This window comes from Aliagarivorans taiwanensis DSM 22990, assembly GCF_000429505.1.
Lineage (GTDB): Bacteria > Pseudomonadota > Gammaproteobacteria > Enterobacterales > Celerinatantimonadaceae > Aliagarivorans > Aliagarivorans taiwanensis.
The window spans coordinates 99,115-116,902 of sequence record NZ_AUBZ01000006.1 but is presented as its reverse complement, the minus strand read 5'-3'; the positions used below and the strand labels follow the sequence as shown (position 1 = coordinate 116,902).

Sequence of the window (17,788 nt, the reverse complement as noted above, 5' to 3'; positions counted from 1 at the left end):
ATTTGGCCGCGACGGTTAGCGGCCTTCACCACTGCGGAACGGCTCTACCTGCCAGTGGCCTTCACGCACCACGATGTCGTAAAACTGAGGGAGGTTGAAGTTAATCGCTTGGCTATTACCACTACCGCCCACTTGCTCGCGCGATGAGGTGGTATAGAAGCGGTTGATCCCCTGCACCAGCTCATCCTTACTACCCGCAAACTCATGGTACATCTCGATCTGGTTGGTCTCATCGACGATGTAGATATTGAAGCCATCCGCCAGATTCTCGAAGAAGTACTGCACTAAGCCTTCACTGGCGTGGGCTTCAACCACGTTGGGTACGGTTTTCTTGTCACCGGTGTTGAGCTGCAGCGGCATGCGCTCCAGCTTGTTGTTCGACAGCTCGCTGTAAAAACGCACGCTGTTATCCAGCTTCTTCACCGATACGCCACGGTCTTCGATAAACAAGCCGTATTTCTCTTTGCCCAGCAGCACGGTTTTCACCGCCTTTTGCTGACGCGCTTTCAGGCGGCTCTCGATACACTCTTCCAGTAGCGCCTGGAAGTTACTGCAGATCTCTTCTCGAAAGTGGGCGCTATAGCAGAACACATCGATATGTTCAGGCTTTTTGGCGTCGCGGTGCATCTTGCCCAGCACGGTGGTCAGGGCATCCACCACGGCGGTATCGCCAGAAAAATGCAGAGTACGAATTTCATTCCAGGTGTTGCGATAAACCAGGTCCACCGAGGCAACCAGACAGGTTTCGCTGCGGCCGAAAGAGAAGATATTGGTGGCATTGCCATCGAACTCGATCACCTTGCCGGCCCAGCGCGCCGTAGGATCTTGCTCGAGGTTAATGAACACCCCCAAGTGGCGGATCTCACAGGGACGGGTTAAGGCCAGGTTGCTGGCGGCCTCGATATGTACAGGAAAGGCGCGGCGTAGGTCACGGTCAAACTCCAACACCTTTTGCTCGCACATCGCCCCTTCGCGCTGATAGACATGCAGCTGGGTCTGGTTGGTGCTGAGCTCATTGAAGTAGCCCCACGACACCAGTTTAGCCAGATAGCTGGAGTGCTCCAAGGCCACATGGCCGCGCAGGGCATGGCCATCGAGAGGGGCGCGGTACAAATACCAGCCTTCGCCACATTGGCTGCCTGTCGGTGAGTGGATAAAGCTCAGGTGGGGCTCCGACAAATCCGGTGAGATCTGCGGGTTAATCTGGGTCACCTTACCGGGAAGGCTTTCAAAGGCAGCGTAGAGCTTACGCGATAGGATGCCAATGTCTTCCGGGTTGATCGATTCGCTGATGTTATTGCGACGGGCGAAGCGGATCAGGTTGCGATAGCTGAGCATCAAGGCGTCGAGTAGCTCGGCGTGCGCCTCTTTAACGTCTTTAACCTTCCAGCTACTGCGCTGGTTAAGATGTTCAATCTTCTTCTGCGACCAGCCCCACTGTTTGACCAACTTGGCCATAAAACGCTGCTGCCAGTTAAGCGCGCGTACCTCTAGCAGGTCACTGGGCAGTGGGTTGTTATCGGAGTTCTTCAGGTAAAAACAGCGGCGCACTAAATCGAGACGCGGGTAGTCTTCGATAGACTCCAGATAGTCGGTTACCTTGGCCAGCATCAGGTAGTAGGCATCTTGGGTGAGTTCAAACTCACGGCCTTCCTGAGCGATGCGCTTGGCCTCGACCGCCAACAGCGCGGTGTTGGGGTACTCCGAGGAGTAGGCTTCCATCAGCAGGGTTTTCAGCACCGCTTTGTAAGGTGAGTCGATACCTTTATAGAGCTGCCACAGGGCAGAGCCAAAGTATTCCTCGGCAGGAATCACATCCAGGCCACCGAGGTCGAGCCAGCGTTCGTGGTTGAAGTGGCCGGCGGCAAACTGCTCGGCCACAAAGCTGTCGTAGCTTTGGTCTAGCTCAGCCGGCACCGCGTACCACACCAGCTTCTTACCCGCTAAAGGCAGAGCGGTGCGGTAGAACTCATCGAGTAACAGCAAGTGCTGGGCGCTACCACAGTTGTCTTTAGATAGCTCACTGATCGCGCCGGTTTTGAACTGATTCTCCGCCACCATAAAGAAGTTAAGCTCAACCCCTTGGTGGTCGGCCCACACCGAGATTTTGTCACACTTGCTGCGCAGCAGCTCCACCCGTTCGGCGTCCATCTCGGCGTCGTGACACACCCAAATATCCAAGTCGCTGGTCTGCGACTGGCCAATGGTTGCGGTACTGCCCATGGAATAGATACCCAAGATCTCGCGGCTTTGCGGCTGCTCGGGGGTACACAAGAAGTGCTGCTGCAGGAAGATGGAGTGACGAGTGGTCGGTTCAAAACGGCAAATACCTTGTGGCACCTCACCATCGACAAAGCCCGGGATACTCGGGTGATGGTAATGCAACATCGAAGGCAGCAACTCAAACACCTGCTGCACCTCCGCCGACATAGTTTGTAATGCCAGCTGTTTGCGATGTTGTTGAGTGCGACGTGCCTTATCTAGAAGGGCTGCTATGGTTTCCTGCAAGGTACTCTTTAACCCGCCCAGAGTGTTGGGCAAGTCTATATAACGTATGAAATGTGAGCATGTTAACACTTCTACGCATCACCGGTAAACTAAAACCCTACTCCAAGCAGGGCTGTGCCTGGCGAGTAAAAATCGCCTAAGCCAGCCGCCAATTTTGCACGGGAATCCGGGTAAGACGGTTGGGCCAGCGGCTCGCCAGTGATACCCTGAAGGCATTGTAAAACATGCATTAAATGGAGACGCGTGTTTGTGAACCCCCTGCGTATTGCCACCCGTAAAAGCCCCTTGGCCATGTGGCAGGCCGAGTTTGTTAAAGCCCGATTGGAAGCCGAACACAGCGGTCTCAGCGTCGAACTGCTGCCGATGAGCACCAAGGGCGACAAGATCCTCGACACCCCACTGGCCAAGATCGGCGGTAAAGGCCTGTTTCTCAAAGAGTTGGAAAACGCCATGCTCGATGGCCGAGCAGACATTGCAGTGCACTCCATGAAAGATGTGCCGATGGAGTTTCCCGATGGTTTGGGCCTGTACTGCATCTGCGAGCGCGAAGACCCGCGCGACGCCTTTGTTAGCAACGACTACGCCAGCCTCGATGCACTACCGCAAGGCGCGGTCGTCGGCACCAGCAGCCTGCGCCGCCAGTGCCAACTGCTTAAGCTGCATCCTGACCTACAAATCAAAGATCTGCGCGGCAATGTGAACACCCGCCTGGCCAAGCTTGATGCTGGCGAGTATCACGCCATTATCTTGGCCAGTGCCGGCCTGCTGCGCTTAGAGATGCAACAGCGTATCGCCGACTACCTCTCGCCCGACACCTTACTACCCGCGGGTGGCCAAGGCGCGGTTGGGATTGAGTGCCGCAGCGATGATGCGCGCCTTCACGCATTGCTGGCGCCGCTAAACGATGCCAACACCGCAATTCGAGTTAAAGCTGAGCGCGCCTTAAACCATCGCCTGCAAGGCGGCTGTCAGGTACCGATTGCCTGCTTTGCCGAGCTCGATGGCAGCCAGCTTCGCCTGCGCGCCCTCGTCGGCGCCGTCGACGGTTCCAGGGTGATTGAAGATGAGATCCACGGCCCCACCGAACAGGCGGAGCAACTGGGCGTAACCCTCGCCGAGCGCTTACTTAGCGCGGGAGCCGATAAGATCTTGGCTGAGGTCTACGGCTAGATGCGCGGCGTGTTGGTCACCCGCCCTCAGCACCACGGCGAGCAGTGCAGTGCGCTGCTGCGTGAGCTGGGCTACGCGGTGACCTTTGCGCCAATGCAAGCGATCCATCCCCATGATAGCTTCCCCCAGCTACATAGCATCGACACCTCTAGCAACACTTGGTTAATAGCCGTCAGCCAATATGCGGTCGATGCGGTGGAGCAGTGGCGCGAGCAAGCTAAGTTCGACTGGCCCGAGGCCCTCAACTTTTTAGCGGTTGGCCAAGCCAGTGCCCAGCGTTGGAAAGCGTGGGGGGTGGACGCCGTTTATCCCGCACAGCAAAACAGCGAGGGGATGTTGGCATTGCTGGCGACCCAGCAGATTGAGCGGGCGATTATCTTACGCGGCGACACCGGGCGCGAGTGGCTGGCAGAGCAGCTAGGGGCCAAAGGCGCCCAAGTGAGCTATGTGGAATGCTACCAGCGGCAAGGGCTACGCTACTCCCCAGCGCAGCGACTACAATGGCAACAAAACATCGATACCTTGGTGGTCAGTAGCGGCGAGCTGTTAAAACAACTTGTCGCACAGTCCGACAACGCCGATTTTCAAAGCTGGTTGCGAGCCTGCCACTTGCTGGTACCCAGCCAACGTCTAGTAGACTTCGCCAAGTCATTGGGCTTTAATCATTTAGTGCTCAGTGAAGGCGCCTCCAATCAGGCCTTTGCCCAGGCATTGACGAAGCTGTCTTAGTAAAAGGAATAACAATGAACGAGACCCTACCCAGCGAAAGTCAAACCGACGCATCAGCACCTGCTGCCCCGACTGCGTCTGAGAAGAGCGACTCGGCCCCTAAAAAGCAGTCCAAATCACTGCTTCCAGTCATTCTGGCGGTGATTGCCATTATCTTGGTATTGGCGCTGGCAGGCCTTGGCTACTGGCAGCTCAGCGAGCTCAAAGAGCAGCAAGGCACCCAGATGCGCCTACTTAACACCAGCCAAGATGCCCGCGAGCAACAATATCGCGAAGCGCAGCAGCAGGACCAACAGCGTCTTCAACAACTCAACGCCCTGATCGAAGCCCAGCAAAGCACCATAGATGGCTTCCAGCAACAGCTGGAAAGTGCCAGCCAAGATGCCGCCGACCTGCAACAAGCGCTGGCTCTAATGAATGTCAAAGATGCCAACCACTGGCGCCTCAACGAAGCCAACTACCTACTGCAGTTGGCCGCCAACAAGCTGTGGCTGGAGCAAGACAGCGCCACCGCCAGCATGTTACTCAGCGAAGCCGATGCCTCACTCGCGGTGGTTAACGACCCGCATCTGCTCACGCTGCGTCGAGCAATCGCCCAAGATCTGCAAACCATACAGGCACTGCCGCTGGTTGATCGCACCGGTATCGCCCTAAAACTGGAAAGCATGCTGGAGCAAGTAGAAGCGCTGCAGTTGGCTGCCATTGAGCTGCCCGAAGCGCTAGAGGAACAAGACCAAGCGCTGAGCGACAGCGCCGCCGATTGGCAGGAAAACCTCGCCAAGAGTTGGCAACGCTTTAGCGAAAACTTTGTCACGGTGCGCCGCCGCGACGGCCAGGTCGAGGCGCTGATCGAGCCACAGCACGCTTGGTATCTAAATGAAAACCTCAAGCTGCAGCTGCAACAAGCCGAGCAAGCGCTGTTCCGCCAACAAGGTGAGCTATTCAAGGCTAAGCTGGCCCGCGCTGAGCAGTGGATCGGCCAGTACTTTACCCAGAATGCGCAAGCTGAGGCCTTGATCAGCGATCTGCGCGAGCTGCAAACCCTCGATATTCAGGTCGAGGTTCCTGACGCTCTAGCGAGCCTGGCCGCCGCCGAGCAAGCCATTAAGCAGCGCGAGCAACGGCTGATCCGCGAGCCGCTGGCTGAAGGGGGTCAATAATGATTAAGGTGCTGATCCTGCTCTGCCTGCTTGCACTGGGGCTAGCCCTCGGCCCGCAGCTGGCAGGTAACAAAGGCTATGTGCTGATTGCGTTTAACGACTACACCATCGAGATGTCGGTCACCAGCGCGATCTTCTTTCTGTTTATCCTGTTCTGCGCACTGGTGTTCAGCCTGTGGCTGCTGCGGATTATCTGGCTGAGTATCAGCCGCTCTGGCAACTGGTGGGGACGTCAGCGTCGCCACCGTGCCCAAAGCCATACCCAGCAGGGCCTGATGGCAATGATGAAGGGCGACTATCAGCATGCCGAGAAGCTGGTCTCCAAGGCGGCACAACACAGCGAGCTGCCTGCCCTCAACTACCTGACCGCTGCCGAGGCCGCCGCCAACCAAGGGCAACAATCCAAGCGCGATGCCTATCTTGAGAAGGCCAGCCAGCTCGGCGACAGCGACGAGGCGGTACTGCTCACTCAGGCTCGCCTACAACTTCAGCAAGGCGACCATCAAGCAGCGCTGGGCAGTTTACAACAGCTACCCCAGTCAACTATCGATAGCGCCAGTGCCAAGCGCCTGCTGCTGCAGATCTATCCCGAATTGGCCATGTGGCAGCAGTATCTGGATATTTTGCCCTCTGCCCATAAGCTGCATTTGATTGATAGTGAACAACTAAACGCCGAGCGCAAACGCAGCTATCAGGCGCTGTTTGACGCGCTGGCCACCAATGACGGCGCCGACAAGGTAGCCGACTACTGGAATCGCATGCCGCGTAAGCAAAAGAAAGATGCACTGATTGCCGCCACCGCCACCCGGGCGCTTATCAAAGCCGGCGACAGCAACGGCGCCTATCAGTTGATTGGTTCGCTGCTAACCAGCTCGGCAGACAGTTTGTTGTTTGAAGTAGCCTCAGAGTTGGAACTGGAAGACCCCTACCCGCTGATCCAACAGCTGGCTAAGTTGGAGAAACGCTGTGGTGACTATCCACCACTACTGCTGGCCTTGGCCAAGCTCTATCTTGAGCAACAACAGCTGAGCGAAGCAGAAAACGCGTTAAGTCGCTGTCTGGAAACAGAGCCCTCAACCAAGGCCTATCAACTGATGGCCGAGGTGAAACACCAGCAGGCCGATCCCGAACAGGCGGTGGAATTCTATCGCAAGGCCTTGGCTTAAGCCCTTAGCCAGCACATAAAAGAAAGCCGCTCAATCGAGCGGCTTTTTCTAGTTTAAATGAGCCTTAGATAAACTCGTAGGCATCACCATGGAGCTGCTCGGCGGGTAGGCCGCGGGCAGCAAAGGCTTCACGCGCCAACGCCGCCATCTCAAAGCGCCCGGCGATATAAACCTCTAGCCCACTCATATCTTCAAAGTCTTCCAGCACCGCTTCGTGTACCAGACCGCGTTTACCAGTCCACTGTGGCACCGCGTGCTCTAGTACCGGTACGAAGTGCACGCGGTCCAGCTCTTGCCATTGATAGGCCAGCTCATTGAGATACAGCCCGCCCATGTTGCGACCACCCCAGTACAAGTAGATCTTGCGATCCTGCTCGGTGTCGATGATATGTTCAACGATGGATTTGGCATACGCAAAGCCAGTGCCGCCCACCATCAGCAACAACGGCAGTGCGCTGTCGACACGATAGCCGGCTTTGCCGAAAGGCAACTCAATCTCAACTTCGCCACTGTGCTGTAGCTTCTCGATGACCTGACGGGCATAGGAGTTGGTTTCTGGTGCGCCGATATGCAGCTCGATAAGATCGGTCTGTTCTGGCGAGCTGGCAATAGAGAACGGCCGTTTGTCATCTTCCGCCATGACCATCTGCAGGTATTGCCCTGCGATAAAGGTTTGTGGCGACTCTGGTTTTAGTTCTATGTTAAAGATGTCGTCGAGGATCGGCTCAACCGATACCACCTTACAAGTCACTCGCTTCATGCTTCCTCACTTCCCTCAAAGCAAAATATGTAGATCAGAGCGCGCTTGGGCTATGCAGGCTAGCAGCCAGCCTTGGCTCTGTTCATGCTGGCTTAACATCGGCTCCACTTGATACGCCCACTCACCCTCAAAGGCGCGTGCCGCGCAGCTCAGACAGGCTCCCGCTCGACAACGATGGGGCCATTTTACCCCCTGACGAAGCGCCGCTTGCAAGATGGTTTCGCTCTCCCTAGCCAGAAACTCACAAACGGATGGTACAGTGCCCGACTTAGTCAGCCGGATCCGATGTTCATTTTCCATCAGGCCTAGTCTATGCCCAATTGCTGCCAAATACTATCAACCCGCTGTTTTACTGCGGGATCCATCTCAATCACCTGGCCCCATTCACGGTCGGTTTCACCGGGCCATTTGTTGGTGGCGTCCATCCCCATTTTCGATCCCAGGCCTGAAACCGGAGAGGCAAAGTCGAGGTAATCGATGGGAGTATGCTCGATCATGGTGGTATCGCGTGCCGGGTCCATCCGGGTGGTAATCGCCCAGATTACATCCTGCCAGTTCCGGGCATCTACATCGTCATCGCAGACAATGACAAACTTGGTATACATAAACTGGCGCAGGAACGACCAAACCCCCAGCATCACTCGCTTGGCGTGTCCGGGATACTGCTTCTTAATCGTCACCACGGCCATGCGGTAGGAACAGCCCTCTGGAGGCAGATAGAAGTCAGTGATCTCTGGAAACTGTTTTTGCAGGATCGGTACAAACACCTCATTGAGCGCAACGCCCAACACCGCTGGCTCATCGGGCGGGCGGCCGGTATAGGTGCTGTGGTAGATTGGCTGTTGGCGCATGGTTACATGGGTGATGGTGAACACCGGGAACTCGTCCACCTCGTTGTAATAACCGGTGTGGTCACCATATGGCCCCTCGGGTGCTGTCTCGCCAGGCTGCAGGTAGCCTTCCAGAACAATCTCGGCGCTAGCCGGCACTTCCAGATCGTTACTCACACATTTGACCGTTTCTGTGCGGCTGCCACGCAATAGCCCAGCAAAGGCGTATTCGGACAGGGTATCTGGTACGGGGGTTACCGCTCCCAAGATGGTTGCAGGATCGGCCCCCAATGCCACGGCCACCGGATAGGGTTTACCCGGGTACTTTTCCTGCCACTCACGATAGTCGATGGCACCACCACGGTGGGACAGCCAGCGCATAATCAGCTTGTTTTTGGCGAGCTTCTGCTGGCGGTAGATCCCAAGGTTCTGGCGCTTTTTGTAGGGACCACGGGTGACAGTTAGTCCCCAGGTGACCAATGGCGCCACATCACCGGGCCAGCAGGTCTGGATCGGCAGCTTGTCTAAATCTACCTCATCGCCCGTTAACACCACTTCCTGACAGGGCGCAGAGCGAAGCTTTTTGGTGGGCATGTTCAGCACTTGTTTGAAGATCGGCAGCTTGTCCATCAGCTCGCGGAAGCCCTTCGGTGGTTCCGGCTCCTTTAAGTAAGACAGCCACGTGCCCACTTCTCGCAGCGCTGCCACCGAGTCCTGCCCCATCCCCAAGGCCACCCGCTCTGGCGTGCCAAACAGGTTGCCCAACACCGGCATATCGTGGCCCTTAACGTTCTCGAAAAGCAGCGCCGGGCCACCGGCTTTAAGGGTGCGGTCGCAGATCTCGGTCATCTCCAGCTCGGGGGAGACTTCCACAGAGATACGCTTGAGTTCTCCGCGCGCTTCTAGCAGTGCAATAAAATCTCTTAGGTCTTTATATTTCATGGATTTATCCGGTTCCTTTCCGGTAATTAGTTTAGCGGCTTTGCAGCTCTACCATAACGGTTGCCGCTAACTGATGGTTTTCCTCACTGCGAAACTGCTCCAACATGTATTGGGCCGCAGGCGGATAAGCTCCTCCCAACAGGGCGATGCTACGAAAGGCAAAATAGCGCACATCGATACTCTCCGCTGCATTGACCAGCAGCGCCAAGGCCTGCTCCGGCGGATAATGCTGCGAGACCCACTCAAGCAGTAAACGGGTATGATTATCCACCGGGCGTTGCAGCACTTGCAAAATCAGGCTGGGATCTTCTGAGCGCCGCGCGAGCGCAAACGGCACAGCGTTGTCGGCAAAGTGCAGCGAGTCAGGCAGGCTTTGATAGGTATAGCGCGCTTGAGCCGGGGTCAATTCCGCCAGCGCTTTTAGCACGTCGGCCTGCTGACTATCGATAAAAGGATTGTTGGGGCGAAAGATCAGTGACCAGTGAAAGTCATCACGCAACAGCTCGCTGGTGATCTCACCCACCCGCTGTGAAGAATGATACTGGTGCAGGATGCTGCGCGCCAAGGCCGGATAATCATAGCGCGGCAAGATCACCTCATAGCCATCGGCCAGATGTGAATCGCGCAGCAATGGCGTGGTAATGGATTTGGCGAGTAGCCAGTTTTCCAGCACTTGATCGGGCACATGACCGGTGTAGTGCAGGCCACCGAGCACTTCATACAGCAGCTGCTCACGATGCTCTGGTGACAGGTGGAGTAATAGCTCGTCGACCCAGGCGGGCTGGTTAACTAACAGTGCCTTTACGCTGCGCTCCACCAATAAAGGCGGCACCCGTGCGGCAATCACCGATTCCGGCTGGGTTGGTCCCATGGCAGCCAAGGCTTGGCTGCTCAGCCAGCAACTTAGTATCCCTATGATGCAACGACGCATTCCGTACCACCGCCCGAATACAACACTGGCCGCGGGAGCGGCCAGTTTCTCAACTACTTCTTCTGCGCCTTCATGGCATCGAAGAACTCGTCGTTGGTCTTGGTCATCGACAGCTTGTCGATCAAGAACTCCATGGCGCCGGTTTCGTCCATTGGGTGGACAATCTTACGCAGGATCCACATCTTCTGTAGCTCATCCGAGGTGGTCAGTAGCTCTTCACGGCGAGTGCCCGAGCGGTTGATATCGATAGCTGGGTAAACCCGCTTCTCGGCGATCTTACGGCTCAAGTGCAGTTCCATGTTACCGGTACCTTTGAACTCTTCGTAGATCACTTCGTCCATCTTCGAGCCGGTGTCTACCAGCGCGGTAGCGATGATCGACAGGCTGCCACCTTCTTCAACGTTACGCGCAGCACCGAAGAAACGCTTTGGACGATGCAGGGCGTTAGCGTCAACGCCACCGGTCAGTACCTTACCAGAGGAAGGGATCACGGTGTTGTAAGCGCGAGCCAGACGGGTAATCGAGTCCAGCAGGATGACCACGTCTTTTTTGTGCTCAACCAAACGCTTGGCTTTTTCGATAACCATCTCGGCCACTTGTACGTGACGGCTGGCTGGCTCATCGAAGGTAGAGGCAATCACTTCACCACGTACCAAACGCTGCATCTCGGTTACTTCTTCCGGGCGCTCATCGATCAGCAATACGATCAGTTCACACTCAGGGTGGTTGAAGCTGATGTTCTGGGCGATGTTCTGCAGCAACATGGTTTTACCGGCTTTCGGCGGCGCCACAATCAGGCCACGTTGACCTTTACCGATGGGCGATGCCAAGTCCAATACGCGAGCAGTGATATCTTCGGTAGAACCGTTACCACGCTCCATACGCAAGCGAGACGCAGCGTGTAGCGGGGTTAAGTTCTCGAACAAGATCTTGTTGCGCGAGTTTTCCGGTTTGTCGTGGTTAACCTGACCAATCTTCAGCAAGGCAAAGTAGCGCTCGCCTTCTTTAGGCGGGCGAATTTTACCTTCAACAGTGTCACCAGTACGCAGGTTGAAACGGCGGATTTGGCTTGGAGATACGTAGATGTCGTCAGGGCCGGCTAGGTAAGAGCTGTCTGCGCTACGTAGAAAACCGAAACCGTCCTGTAGGATCTCCAGTACTCCGTTGCCGTAGATCGCTTCACCGCTTTTAGCGTGAGCCTTTAGGATAGAGAAAATGATGTCTTGCTTGCGTAGACGGGCCAGATTCTCCAAACCCATGGATTCGCCCAACGCAATCAGCTCGTGGACGGGCGTATTTTTTAACTCAGTTAAGTTCATAATGGTGAGTGTTAGTTAGATTGATAGGCTGACGCACAGGGTCGTATAGATGCAAAGGAAAGCTCTGGACTCGCTAGTCGGCCATGGGATAGCCAAAGGGCTTAAGACAATTTCCGTTTTAAACTAGCACTATTGTGCAGAAAGATCCAACAAAAGCAGGCCTAGCAATGTAAGCCTGCTCACAGTTATGGATTAGATGTTCTCGTCGAGGAAGGCGGTCAATTGGGCTTTAGACAGGGCACCGACTTTGGTGGCTGCTACTTTGCCGTCTTTGAACAGCAACAGGGTCGGAATGCCGCGAATACCAAACTTTGGTGGGGTTTCTGCATTCTGATCAATGTTGAGTTTACCGACGACCACTTTACCTTGGTACTCATCGGCGACTTCGTCGAGGATTGGTGCAATCATCTTACAAGGACCACACCACTCAGCCCAAAAGTCTACCAATACCGGTGTAGACGCATTGACTACGTCTTCTTCAAAGCTCTCATCTTTAAGCTGAATAATTTTGTCGCTCATTGGCGGACTCCACTTGGTTTCGTTGCTTAAGGTATTGCTATACCCGAAAAGCCTTAAGATGCTTGTTCAGCTAGATTTTCCAGCTCCTCTAAATCCTGCATCTTGAGGTCGCTCGGGTATATATGGGGACCCATTTCACGAGATCAAGGCGGAATATTCAAGCATCGATTGATTCAATTCCCGCCTAAGCTAAGCCTAAGTGCTATAAGCGAAATCGGCGGCACCAAGCAAAAACACCTAGCGAAGTCGCCCTTGCCCCATCCAACAGTAGAAAACTCGGCATTTAATACAGACAGCAGGGTGGTGCATAAAACGACCTGTGATATGCTTACGCCATGAGCAAAACACATCTTACAGAACAACGGTTCGCCGACTTTCCGCTACAAGAGAAAGTTCTTAATGCTTTAGAACAGCACGGCTATCACCAATGCACCAAGATCCAGGCCCAAAGCCTGCCGATCTTACTTAAAGGCAAAGACATTGCAGGCCAGGCACAAACCGGTACCGGTAAAACCCTGGCCTTTTTGGTCGCTACCTATAACCACCTGATTAGCACTGCGGAAGTCGAAGGGCGCAAACCGAATCAACCACGCGCCATAATCCTCGCCCCAACACGCGAGCTTGCACTCCAAATCCACCGCGACGCCAAACTGCTATCAAAACACACCGGTATTACTGCGGGTGCGGTTTATGGGGGCGAAGGTTATGACAGCCAAAAAGCGATGCTCGAGAAGGGTGTTGATATCCTGATCGGCACCACTGGCCGTACCATCGATTACCTCAAGCAAGGCGCATTCAGCCTGAACGCGATTCAAGCCGTGGTGCTAGATGAAGCCGATCGCATGTTCGATATGGGCTTTATCAAAGACATTCGCTACTTGTTCCGTCGTATGCCTGCCGCCAACGAGCGTTTGAGCATGCTGTTCTCGGCAACCCTGTCACACAAAGTGCAGGAGCTGGCGTTCGAGCACATGAACGACCCTGAGCATGTCGAGATCGAGCCAGAACAGATGACCGGTGCGCGCATCGTCGAAGAGCTGTTCTACCCTTCGAACGATGACAAGATGGCCCTGCTACAAACGCTAATCGAAGAAGATTGGCCAGAGCGCGCTATTGTATTCGCCAATACCAAGCACCGCTGTGAAGATATCTGGGGACATCTGGTTGCTGATAAACACCGCGTAGGCTTGCTCACCGGAGATATTCCGCAGCGCAAGCGCGTGAAGATCCTTGAGCAATTTACCAAAGGTGAGCTAGACATCTTGGTTGCCACCGACGTAGCCGCCCGTGGCTTGCACATTCCTCTGGTGTCGCACGTGTTCAACTACGACCTGCCCGACGATGCCGAAGATTACGTTCACCGCATCGGTCGTACCGGCCGAGCTGGCGCTAGCGGCCACGCTATTAGCTTGGCCTGTGAAGAGTACGTGTTCAATCTGCCGGCCATCGAGGATTACATCAAGCACTCCATTCCGGAAACCAAGTATCGTCATGATGCTTTGCTTACCGACTTGCCTGCACCGAAGCGCATTCACCGCAACAAGCAGATGAACTCTCGTAGCGGACAACGCAGCAAAGGACATTCTGCGCCACGGCGTAATCGTCATTAGGAGCAGGAATTAGTGACAGGAAGTTGTCCTCTGTACGCGGCGATCGACTTGGGCTCGAACAGTTTCCATATGTTGATCGTCCGCGAGTTGCACGGTTCTATCCAGACAATCTCCAAGGTGAAGCGCAAGGTGCGCTTGGCCGCGGGATTGGATGAGCAAGGCACTCTCAGCCACGACGCCATGGTACGAGGCTGGCAATGCCTAAGCATGTTTGCCGAGCAGTTACGCGATATCCCGGCGGCGCAGATCCGCATCGTCGGCACCGCCACCCTGCGTAAAGCCAATAACGCCCAACAGTTTCTCGAACAAGCTGAAAAAATCCTGCAGCACGATATCGCGATTATCAGCGGCGAAGTAGAAGCCCGCCTGATCTACCGTGGCGTGGCTTTTACCAGCAGTGGCTCAGGCAAGCGACTGGTGATTGATATCGGCGGCGCCAGCACCGAGCTAGTGGTGGGCGAGCAGAGCGAAGCCAAACTGCTGACCAGCCTGGATATGGGCTGTGTCACTTGGCTGAATAACCACTTCCCCGGCGGCAAGCTCAGCAGCGACGCCTTTGCGCAAGCTGAAGCGGCAGCTAAGCAGATCATCCAACCGGTGGTGAGTGATTATCGCCGCCTTGGCTGGAAGACCTGCGTCGGCGCCTCCGGCACCATTCAGGCGCTACAAGAAGTGGTACAAACACAAGGGCTGGATGAGCGGCTGACCATGGAGAAGCTGCGGGGCATTAAACAGCAACTTCTCGCCTTCGAACATATCGATGATATCAATATTCCCGGTCTGCTGGATGAACGCAAACCAGTGTTCGCTCCGGGGCTGGCTATCTTGATAGCCTTGTTTGAAGCACTGCGCATCGAAGGGTTGACCCTGGCCGGCGGCGCACTACGTGAAGGGCTGGCCTATAGCCTGATTAGTCAGAGTGAAACCAGCAGCGTGCGCCAGCGCACCGCCGACAGCTTTGTGCAACGCCACCAAATCGATGCCGCCCACGCCAAGCGGGTACGCGACTGCGCCCTGCAGTTGGCCAGTCAGCTGCAACCGCGCTTAAGTGAGCGAGCGCGCAGCTTGCTCAAGTGGGCCGCGATGTTCCACGAGGTGGGGTTGAACATCGAGTTTAAGAAGGCGCCACAGCATGCCGCCTACATTCTCGACCACAGCGATCTTCCCGGCTTTACTGCCGCTCAGCAGCACCTGCTGTCTTGCCTGATGCTCAACCAGCGTGGGCCTTTGCAGCTCGAAGTGTTGGAAAAGCAACGGGCCATCGCCCAAGAGGAAGCCATCTGTTTGGCGCGCCTGTTGCGGATTGCCATTATCGTCTGCATGCGCCGCACCGGCGAGAGTGTACCCAAGGTTAACCTCTCTCAAGCCGGCGATGACTGGCGGCTTAACTTCCCGCCCTTGTGGATGGAAGATCACCCGCTACGTGCAGCGGAGCTGGAGTTAGAAGCCTCTGAGCAACTGAGCAACGACCTACCGTTGAGTTTCATGGAAGGGCTTTGTTAAGCACACCTTTCGGGCACGCGCCGAGTAGCCACTGATAGGCTACTTGGGCGTCGCCAGCTCAATCCGCACCCGACGCTTAAAGTTAAGCAGCTTAAAATCATCGAACCAGTACTCTTCAATCAGCTTGTCCATCAAGCCGCTGTCACGTGCTTGCTCCAAGGCTTCTGTCAGTAACTGTGCCAACTCTTTTTGCTCGGCAGGCAGATAAAAGTGGAAGTCGCGCTGATAAACCAACACCAGATAGGGCTCGATGGAGAGGTAGGGGTGCTGCAGCGATTCGTTGATCACCTCGGTAAAGCCACGTGAGAAGTAATCAATGCCGCGCTTACGGTTGGCCACCATCTTATACAGGCGACGCCACTCGCCATCCACCTCCAGCGCGTTCAGGTCGTTGGCCTGCCACACCGCCACATCGAACCAGTTCTTGCCAAAGCCACCGGTCTTGTCGAGCTGGCGAAAATCGTCGAGAGTCTGCACAAAGCGATAGCTGTCGTTGTCAGCGGGTGGTATCAGCAATACCCGATGGCCAATCAGCCCATTGGTCAGGTCCACCGGCACCGAGACCAACTGCTCGCTGTTATCCCGTTCCTCAGAGTGCAGCAACCACACCAAACTCAGTTGGTTGTTATACAGCATCGATTCGGCGCGTTTTTGTGGCAAATGAAGTGAGGGGGTGGTGATCACCACCTCATGCCCGGCAGCCAGCAATGCTTGTTCGAGCAGCTCATGATAGTAGAGGTGAGACTCATCCGAGTAGGAGGGCAATACCAAGGTAACTTGCTTAGCCTGAACCGAAAAGGTCAGTAAAAACAGTAATAAACCGAAAGCTTTGTGCATAAGACCTCCTGACTCCGATTCTCTGAGCGTAGTTGATATAAGACTGTTCAGACGGTGGTCCAACCTGATGTGTCAGGATTCGCGCCCGACTAAACCGGGCTAAGCGTTTAAATTGGCGGCAGATCCGCTATAATGCGGAGCCTTCCAAACATAGCTACCGAGCTATACCCGTATATCAACGAGGAACAATCGATGTCGAAAACCCAAGTAGCCGTAATTATGGGCTCCAAGAGTGACTGGCCAACCATGCAAGGCGCTGCCGAAATCATGGATAAGCTCGGTGTCAACTATGAAGTTGAAGTAGTCTCGGCCCATCGCACTCCCGATAAACTGACCAGCTTTGCCAAAGAAGCCGCCGACCGTGGTATTCAGGTGATTGTTGCTGGCGCAGGCGGCGCAGCCCACCTGCCTGGTATGGTGGCAGCCAATACTCGTCTGCCGGTACTGGGTGTGCCAGTACAAAGCAAAGCGTTAAACGGTATGGATAGCCTGCTGTCCATCGTGCAAATACCAAAAGGCATCGCCGTAGGCACCCTGGCGATTGGCACCGCCGGTGCATTCAACGCCGGCCTGTTGGCCAGCCAAATTCTGGCCAATAACGACGCCGCCTTGGCTGAGCGTCTGGAAGCCTTCCGCACCGAGCAAACCGAAAGCGTATTGGCCATGGCCGATCCTCGCGACGCGGAGTAAGCGACCATCATGAGCAAGATTTGGGTTCTTGGCGCCGGACAACTCGGCGCAATGCTAAAACATGCCGCACAACCACTGGATATCGAGCTGCGCCCGGTAGAAACCGACGAGCTGGATACCTTCCCGATCGCCGACGATGATTGGATCACCGTTGAGCGCGAGCACTGGCCGGACACCCCTGCTACCAAGCAGCTAAGCGAACATCCGCGCTTTTTGAACAAGCAGCTGCTGGCCACCTTGGCCGATCGCGCCTCGCAAAAACGCCTGCTGGATGAGCTGGAACTGGCCACCGCCCCATGGGTGGATGTGACCGACGCGGTAAGCGCTGAACAGTTGTTTAACGAGCTGGGTGAGCGGGTACTGCTTAAGCAACGCTCGGGCGGCTACGATGGCAAAGGCCAACACTGGCTGAAGCAAGATGGCGGTTTGGCACAGCTGAGCGTGCCACAAGGCTGGGGCGGTAACTGTATCGCAGAACAAGCTATCGGCTTCGACGAAGAAGTGTCATTGATTGGTATGCGCCACCGCGATGGCCGCATAGCCTTCTACCCACTGGCGACCAACCTGCACCATCAAGGTATCTTGCTGGCTACGGTATCGCCGGTTGCCAGCAAAGCCCCGCTGCAACAGCAAGCTGAAGCCATGCTCAGCAAACTGATGGAAAGCCAAGACTACGTGGGCGTAATGACCATGGAGTGCTTCCAGGTTGGCGATAAGCTGCTGATCAACGAGATTGCTCCGCGAGTACATAACAGCGGCCACTGGACCCAAGCCGGTTCAAGCCTTAGCCAGTTTGAAGCACACGTACGGGCAGTCGCTGACCTGCCAATGGTTGAGCCTTTAGTAAAAGCCCAAGGCATTATGCTCAACTTGATTGGCGTGGACTACAACCGCGAATGGTTAGGCGTACCGGGTGTGGAAGTGTTCTGGTATGGCAAAGAGGTTCGTCCGGGCCGCAAAGTTGGCCACATCAACCTGTGTATCAGCGAACGCGCCCAATTGCTGGCAAGCCTTGAGCAGCTCAAGCCACTGATGGACGAGGTTTACGGTATGGCCATCGACTGGGTGGTTAGCCATCTGGACTAGGTTCCGATAACACCACCATCGATACAAC

At 55.4% G+C, this 17,788-nt stretch carries 16 protein-coding genes; 8 read left to right on the top strand and 8 right to left on the bottom strand.

Annotated elements, in window-relative coordinates:
• Window positions 1-15: 15 nt before the first annotated feature.
• Window positions 16-2,508 (bottom strand): class I adenylate cyclase, encoded by a 2,493-nt coding sequence (locus tag G462_RS0106130; RefSeq protein ID WP_026958217.1) that lies wholly within the window; start codon window positions 2,506-2,508, stop codon window positions 16-18.
• A 243-nt stretch (window positions 2,509-2,751) separates the two neighbouring features.
• Between G462_RS0106130 and hemC the strand changes: the two genes are divergently transcribed.
• From hemC to G462_RS0106110, 4 genes are read left to right on the top strand one after another with little or no spacing between them, the layout of a single operon-like run.
• On the top strand, window positions 2,752-3,678 hold the full coding sequence (gene hemC, locus G462_RS0106125) for a hydroxymethylbilane synthase (protein ID WP_035476896.1): 927 nt from the start codon (window positions 2,752-2,754) through the stop codon (window positions 3,676-3,678).
• Window positions 3,679-4,407 carry a uroporphyrinogen-III synthase gene (locus G462_RS21880; RefSeq protein WP_051326566.1) on the top strand — a complete coding sequence of 243 codons (729 nt, stop codon included), beginning with the start codon at window positions 3,679-3,681 and terminating at the stop codon, window positions 4,405-4,407.
• A gap of 14 nt (window positions 4,408-4,421) precedes the next feature.
• Window positions 4,422-5,567 (top strand): uroporphyrinogen-III C-methyltransferase, encoded by a 1,146-nt coding sequence (locus tag G462_RS21875; protein ID WP_051326565.1) that lies wholly within the window; start codon window positions 4,422-4,424, stop codon window positions 5,565-5,567.
• Window positions 5,567-6,733: a heme biosynthesis HemY N-terminal domain-containing protein gene (locus tag G462_RS0106110; protein WP_026958215.1), complete on the top strand. Its 1,167-nt coding sequence runs from the start codon at window positions 5,567-5,569 to the stop codon at window positions 6,731-6,733. The genes G462_RS21875 and G462_RS0106110 overlap by 1 nt, the downstream gene beginning before the upstream one ends.
• A 64-nt stretch (window positions 6,734-6,797) precedes the next feature.
• Here G462_RS0106110 and fre read toward each other — a convergent pair whose 3' ends face one another.
• The 6 genes from fre to trxA all read right to left on the bottom strand — a co-directional run bounded on the left by fre (window position 6,798) and on the right by trxA (window position 12,034).
• Window positions 6,798-7,493, bottom strand: a complete 696-nt coding sequence (gene fre / locus G462_RS0106105; protein WP_026958214.1) for an NAD(P)H-flavin reductase — start codon at window positions 7,491-7,493, stop codon at window positions 6,798-6,800.
• Between the two features lie 15 nt (window positions 7,494-7,508).
• A complete protein-coding gene (locus G462_RS0106100) occupies window positions 7,509-7,793 on the bottom strand; it encodes a 2Fe-2S iron-sulfur cluster-binding protein (protein WP_051326564.1) in 285 nt (94 codons plus the stop codon).
• Between the two features lie 5 nt (window positions 7,794-7,798).
• Window positions 7,799-9,265, bottom strand: a complete 1,467-nt coding sequence (gene ubiD / locus G462_RS0106095; RefSeq protein WP_026958212.1) for a 4-hydroxy-3-polyprenylbenzoate decarboxylase — start codon at window positions 9,263-9,265, stop codon at window positions 7,799-7,801.
• Between the two features lie 31 nt (window positions 9,266-9,296).
• On the bottom strand, window positions 9,297-10,196 hold the full coding sequence (locus G462_RS0106090) for a hypothetical protein (protein ID WP_157378565.1): 900 nt from the start codon (window positions 10,194-10,196) through the stop codon (window positions 9,297-9,299).
• Window positions 10,197-10,249: 53 nt separating this feature from the next.
• Complete coding sequence (rho, locus tag G462_RS0106085) at window positions 10,250-11,515, bottom strand: transcription termination factor Rho (protein ID WP_026958210.1); 1,266 nt, start codon at window positions 11,513-11,515, stop codon at window positions 10,250-10,252.
• Window positions 11,516-11,707: 192 nt separating this feature from the next.
• Window positions 11,708-12,034 (bottom strand): thioredoxin TrxA, encoded by a 327-nt coding sequence (gene trxA / locus G462_RS0106080; protein ID WP_026958209.1) that lies wholly within the window; start codon window positions 12,032-12,034, stop codon window positions 11,708-11,710.
• A gap of 335 nt (window positions 12,035-12,369) precedes the next feature.
• Between trxA and rhlB the strand changes: the two genes are divergently transcribed.
• Window positions 12,370-13,644: an ATP-dependent RNA helicase RhlB gene (gene rhlB / locus G462_RS0106075; RefSeq protein ID WP_026958208.1), complete on the top strand. Its 1,275-nt coding sequence runs from the start codon at window positions 12,370-12,372 to the stop codon at window positions 13,642-13,644.
• Between the two features lie 12 nt (window positions 13,645-13,656).
• A complete protein-coding gene (gppA, locus tag G462_RS0106070) occupies window positions 13,657-15,147 on the top strand; it encodes a guanosine-5'-triphosphate,3'-diphosphate diphosphatase (protein WP_026958207.1) in 1,491 nt (496 codons plus the stop codon).
• A 39-nt stretch (window positions 15,148-15,186) separates the two neighbouring features.
• Here gppA and G462_RS0106065 read toward each other — a convergent pair whose 3' ends face one another.
• Window positions 15,187-15,984, bottom strand: a complete 798-nt coding sequence (locus G462_RS0106065; protein ID WP_035476892.1) for a hypothetical protein — start codon at window positions 15,982-15,984, stop codon at window positions 15,187-15,189.
• A 192-nt stretch (window positions 15,985-16,176) separates the two neighbouring features.
• Between G462_RS0106065 and purE the strand changes: the two genes are divergently transcribed.
• Window positions 16,177-16,674 (top strand): 5-(carboxyamino)imidazole ribonucleotide mutase, encoded by a 498-nt coding sequence (gene purE, locus G462_RS0106060; RefSeq protein WP_026958205.1) that lies wholly within the window; start codon window positions 16,177-16,179, stop codon window positions 16,672-16,674.
• 9 nt (window positions 16,675-16,683) lie between these two features.
• Window positions 16,684-17,760, top strand: a complete 1,077-nt coding sequence (gene purK / locus G462_RS0106055) for a 5-(carboxyamino)imidazole ribonucleotide synthase (protein WP_026958204.1) — start codon at window positions 16,684-16,686, stop codon at window positions 17,758-17,760.
• The last annotated feature ends 28 nt before the right edge of the window (window positions 17,761-17,788 follow it).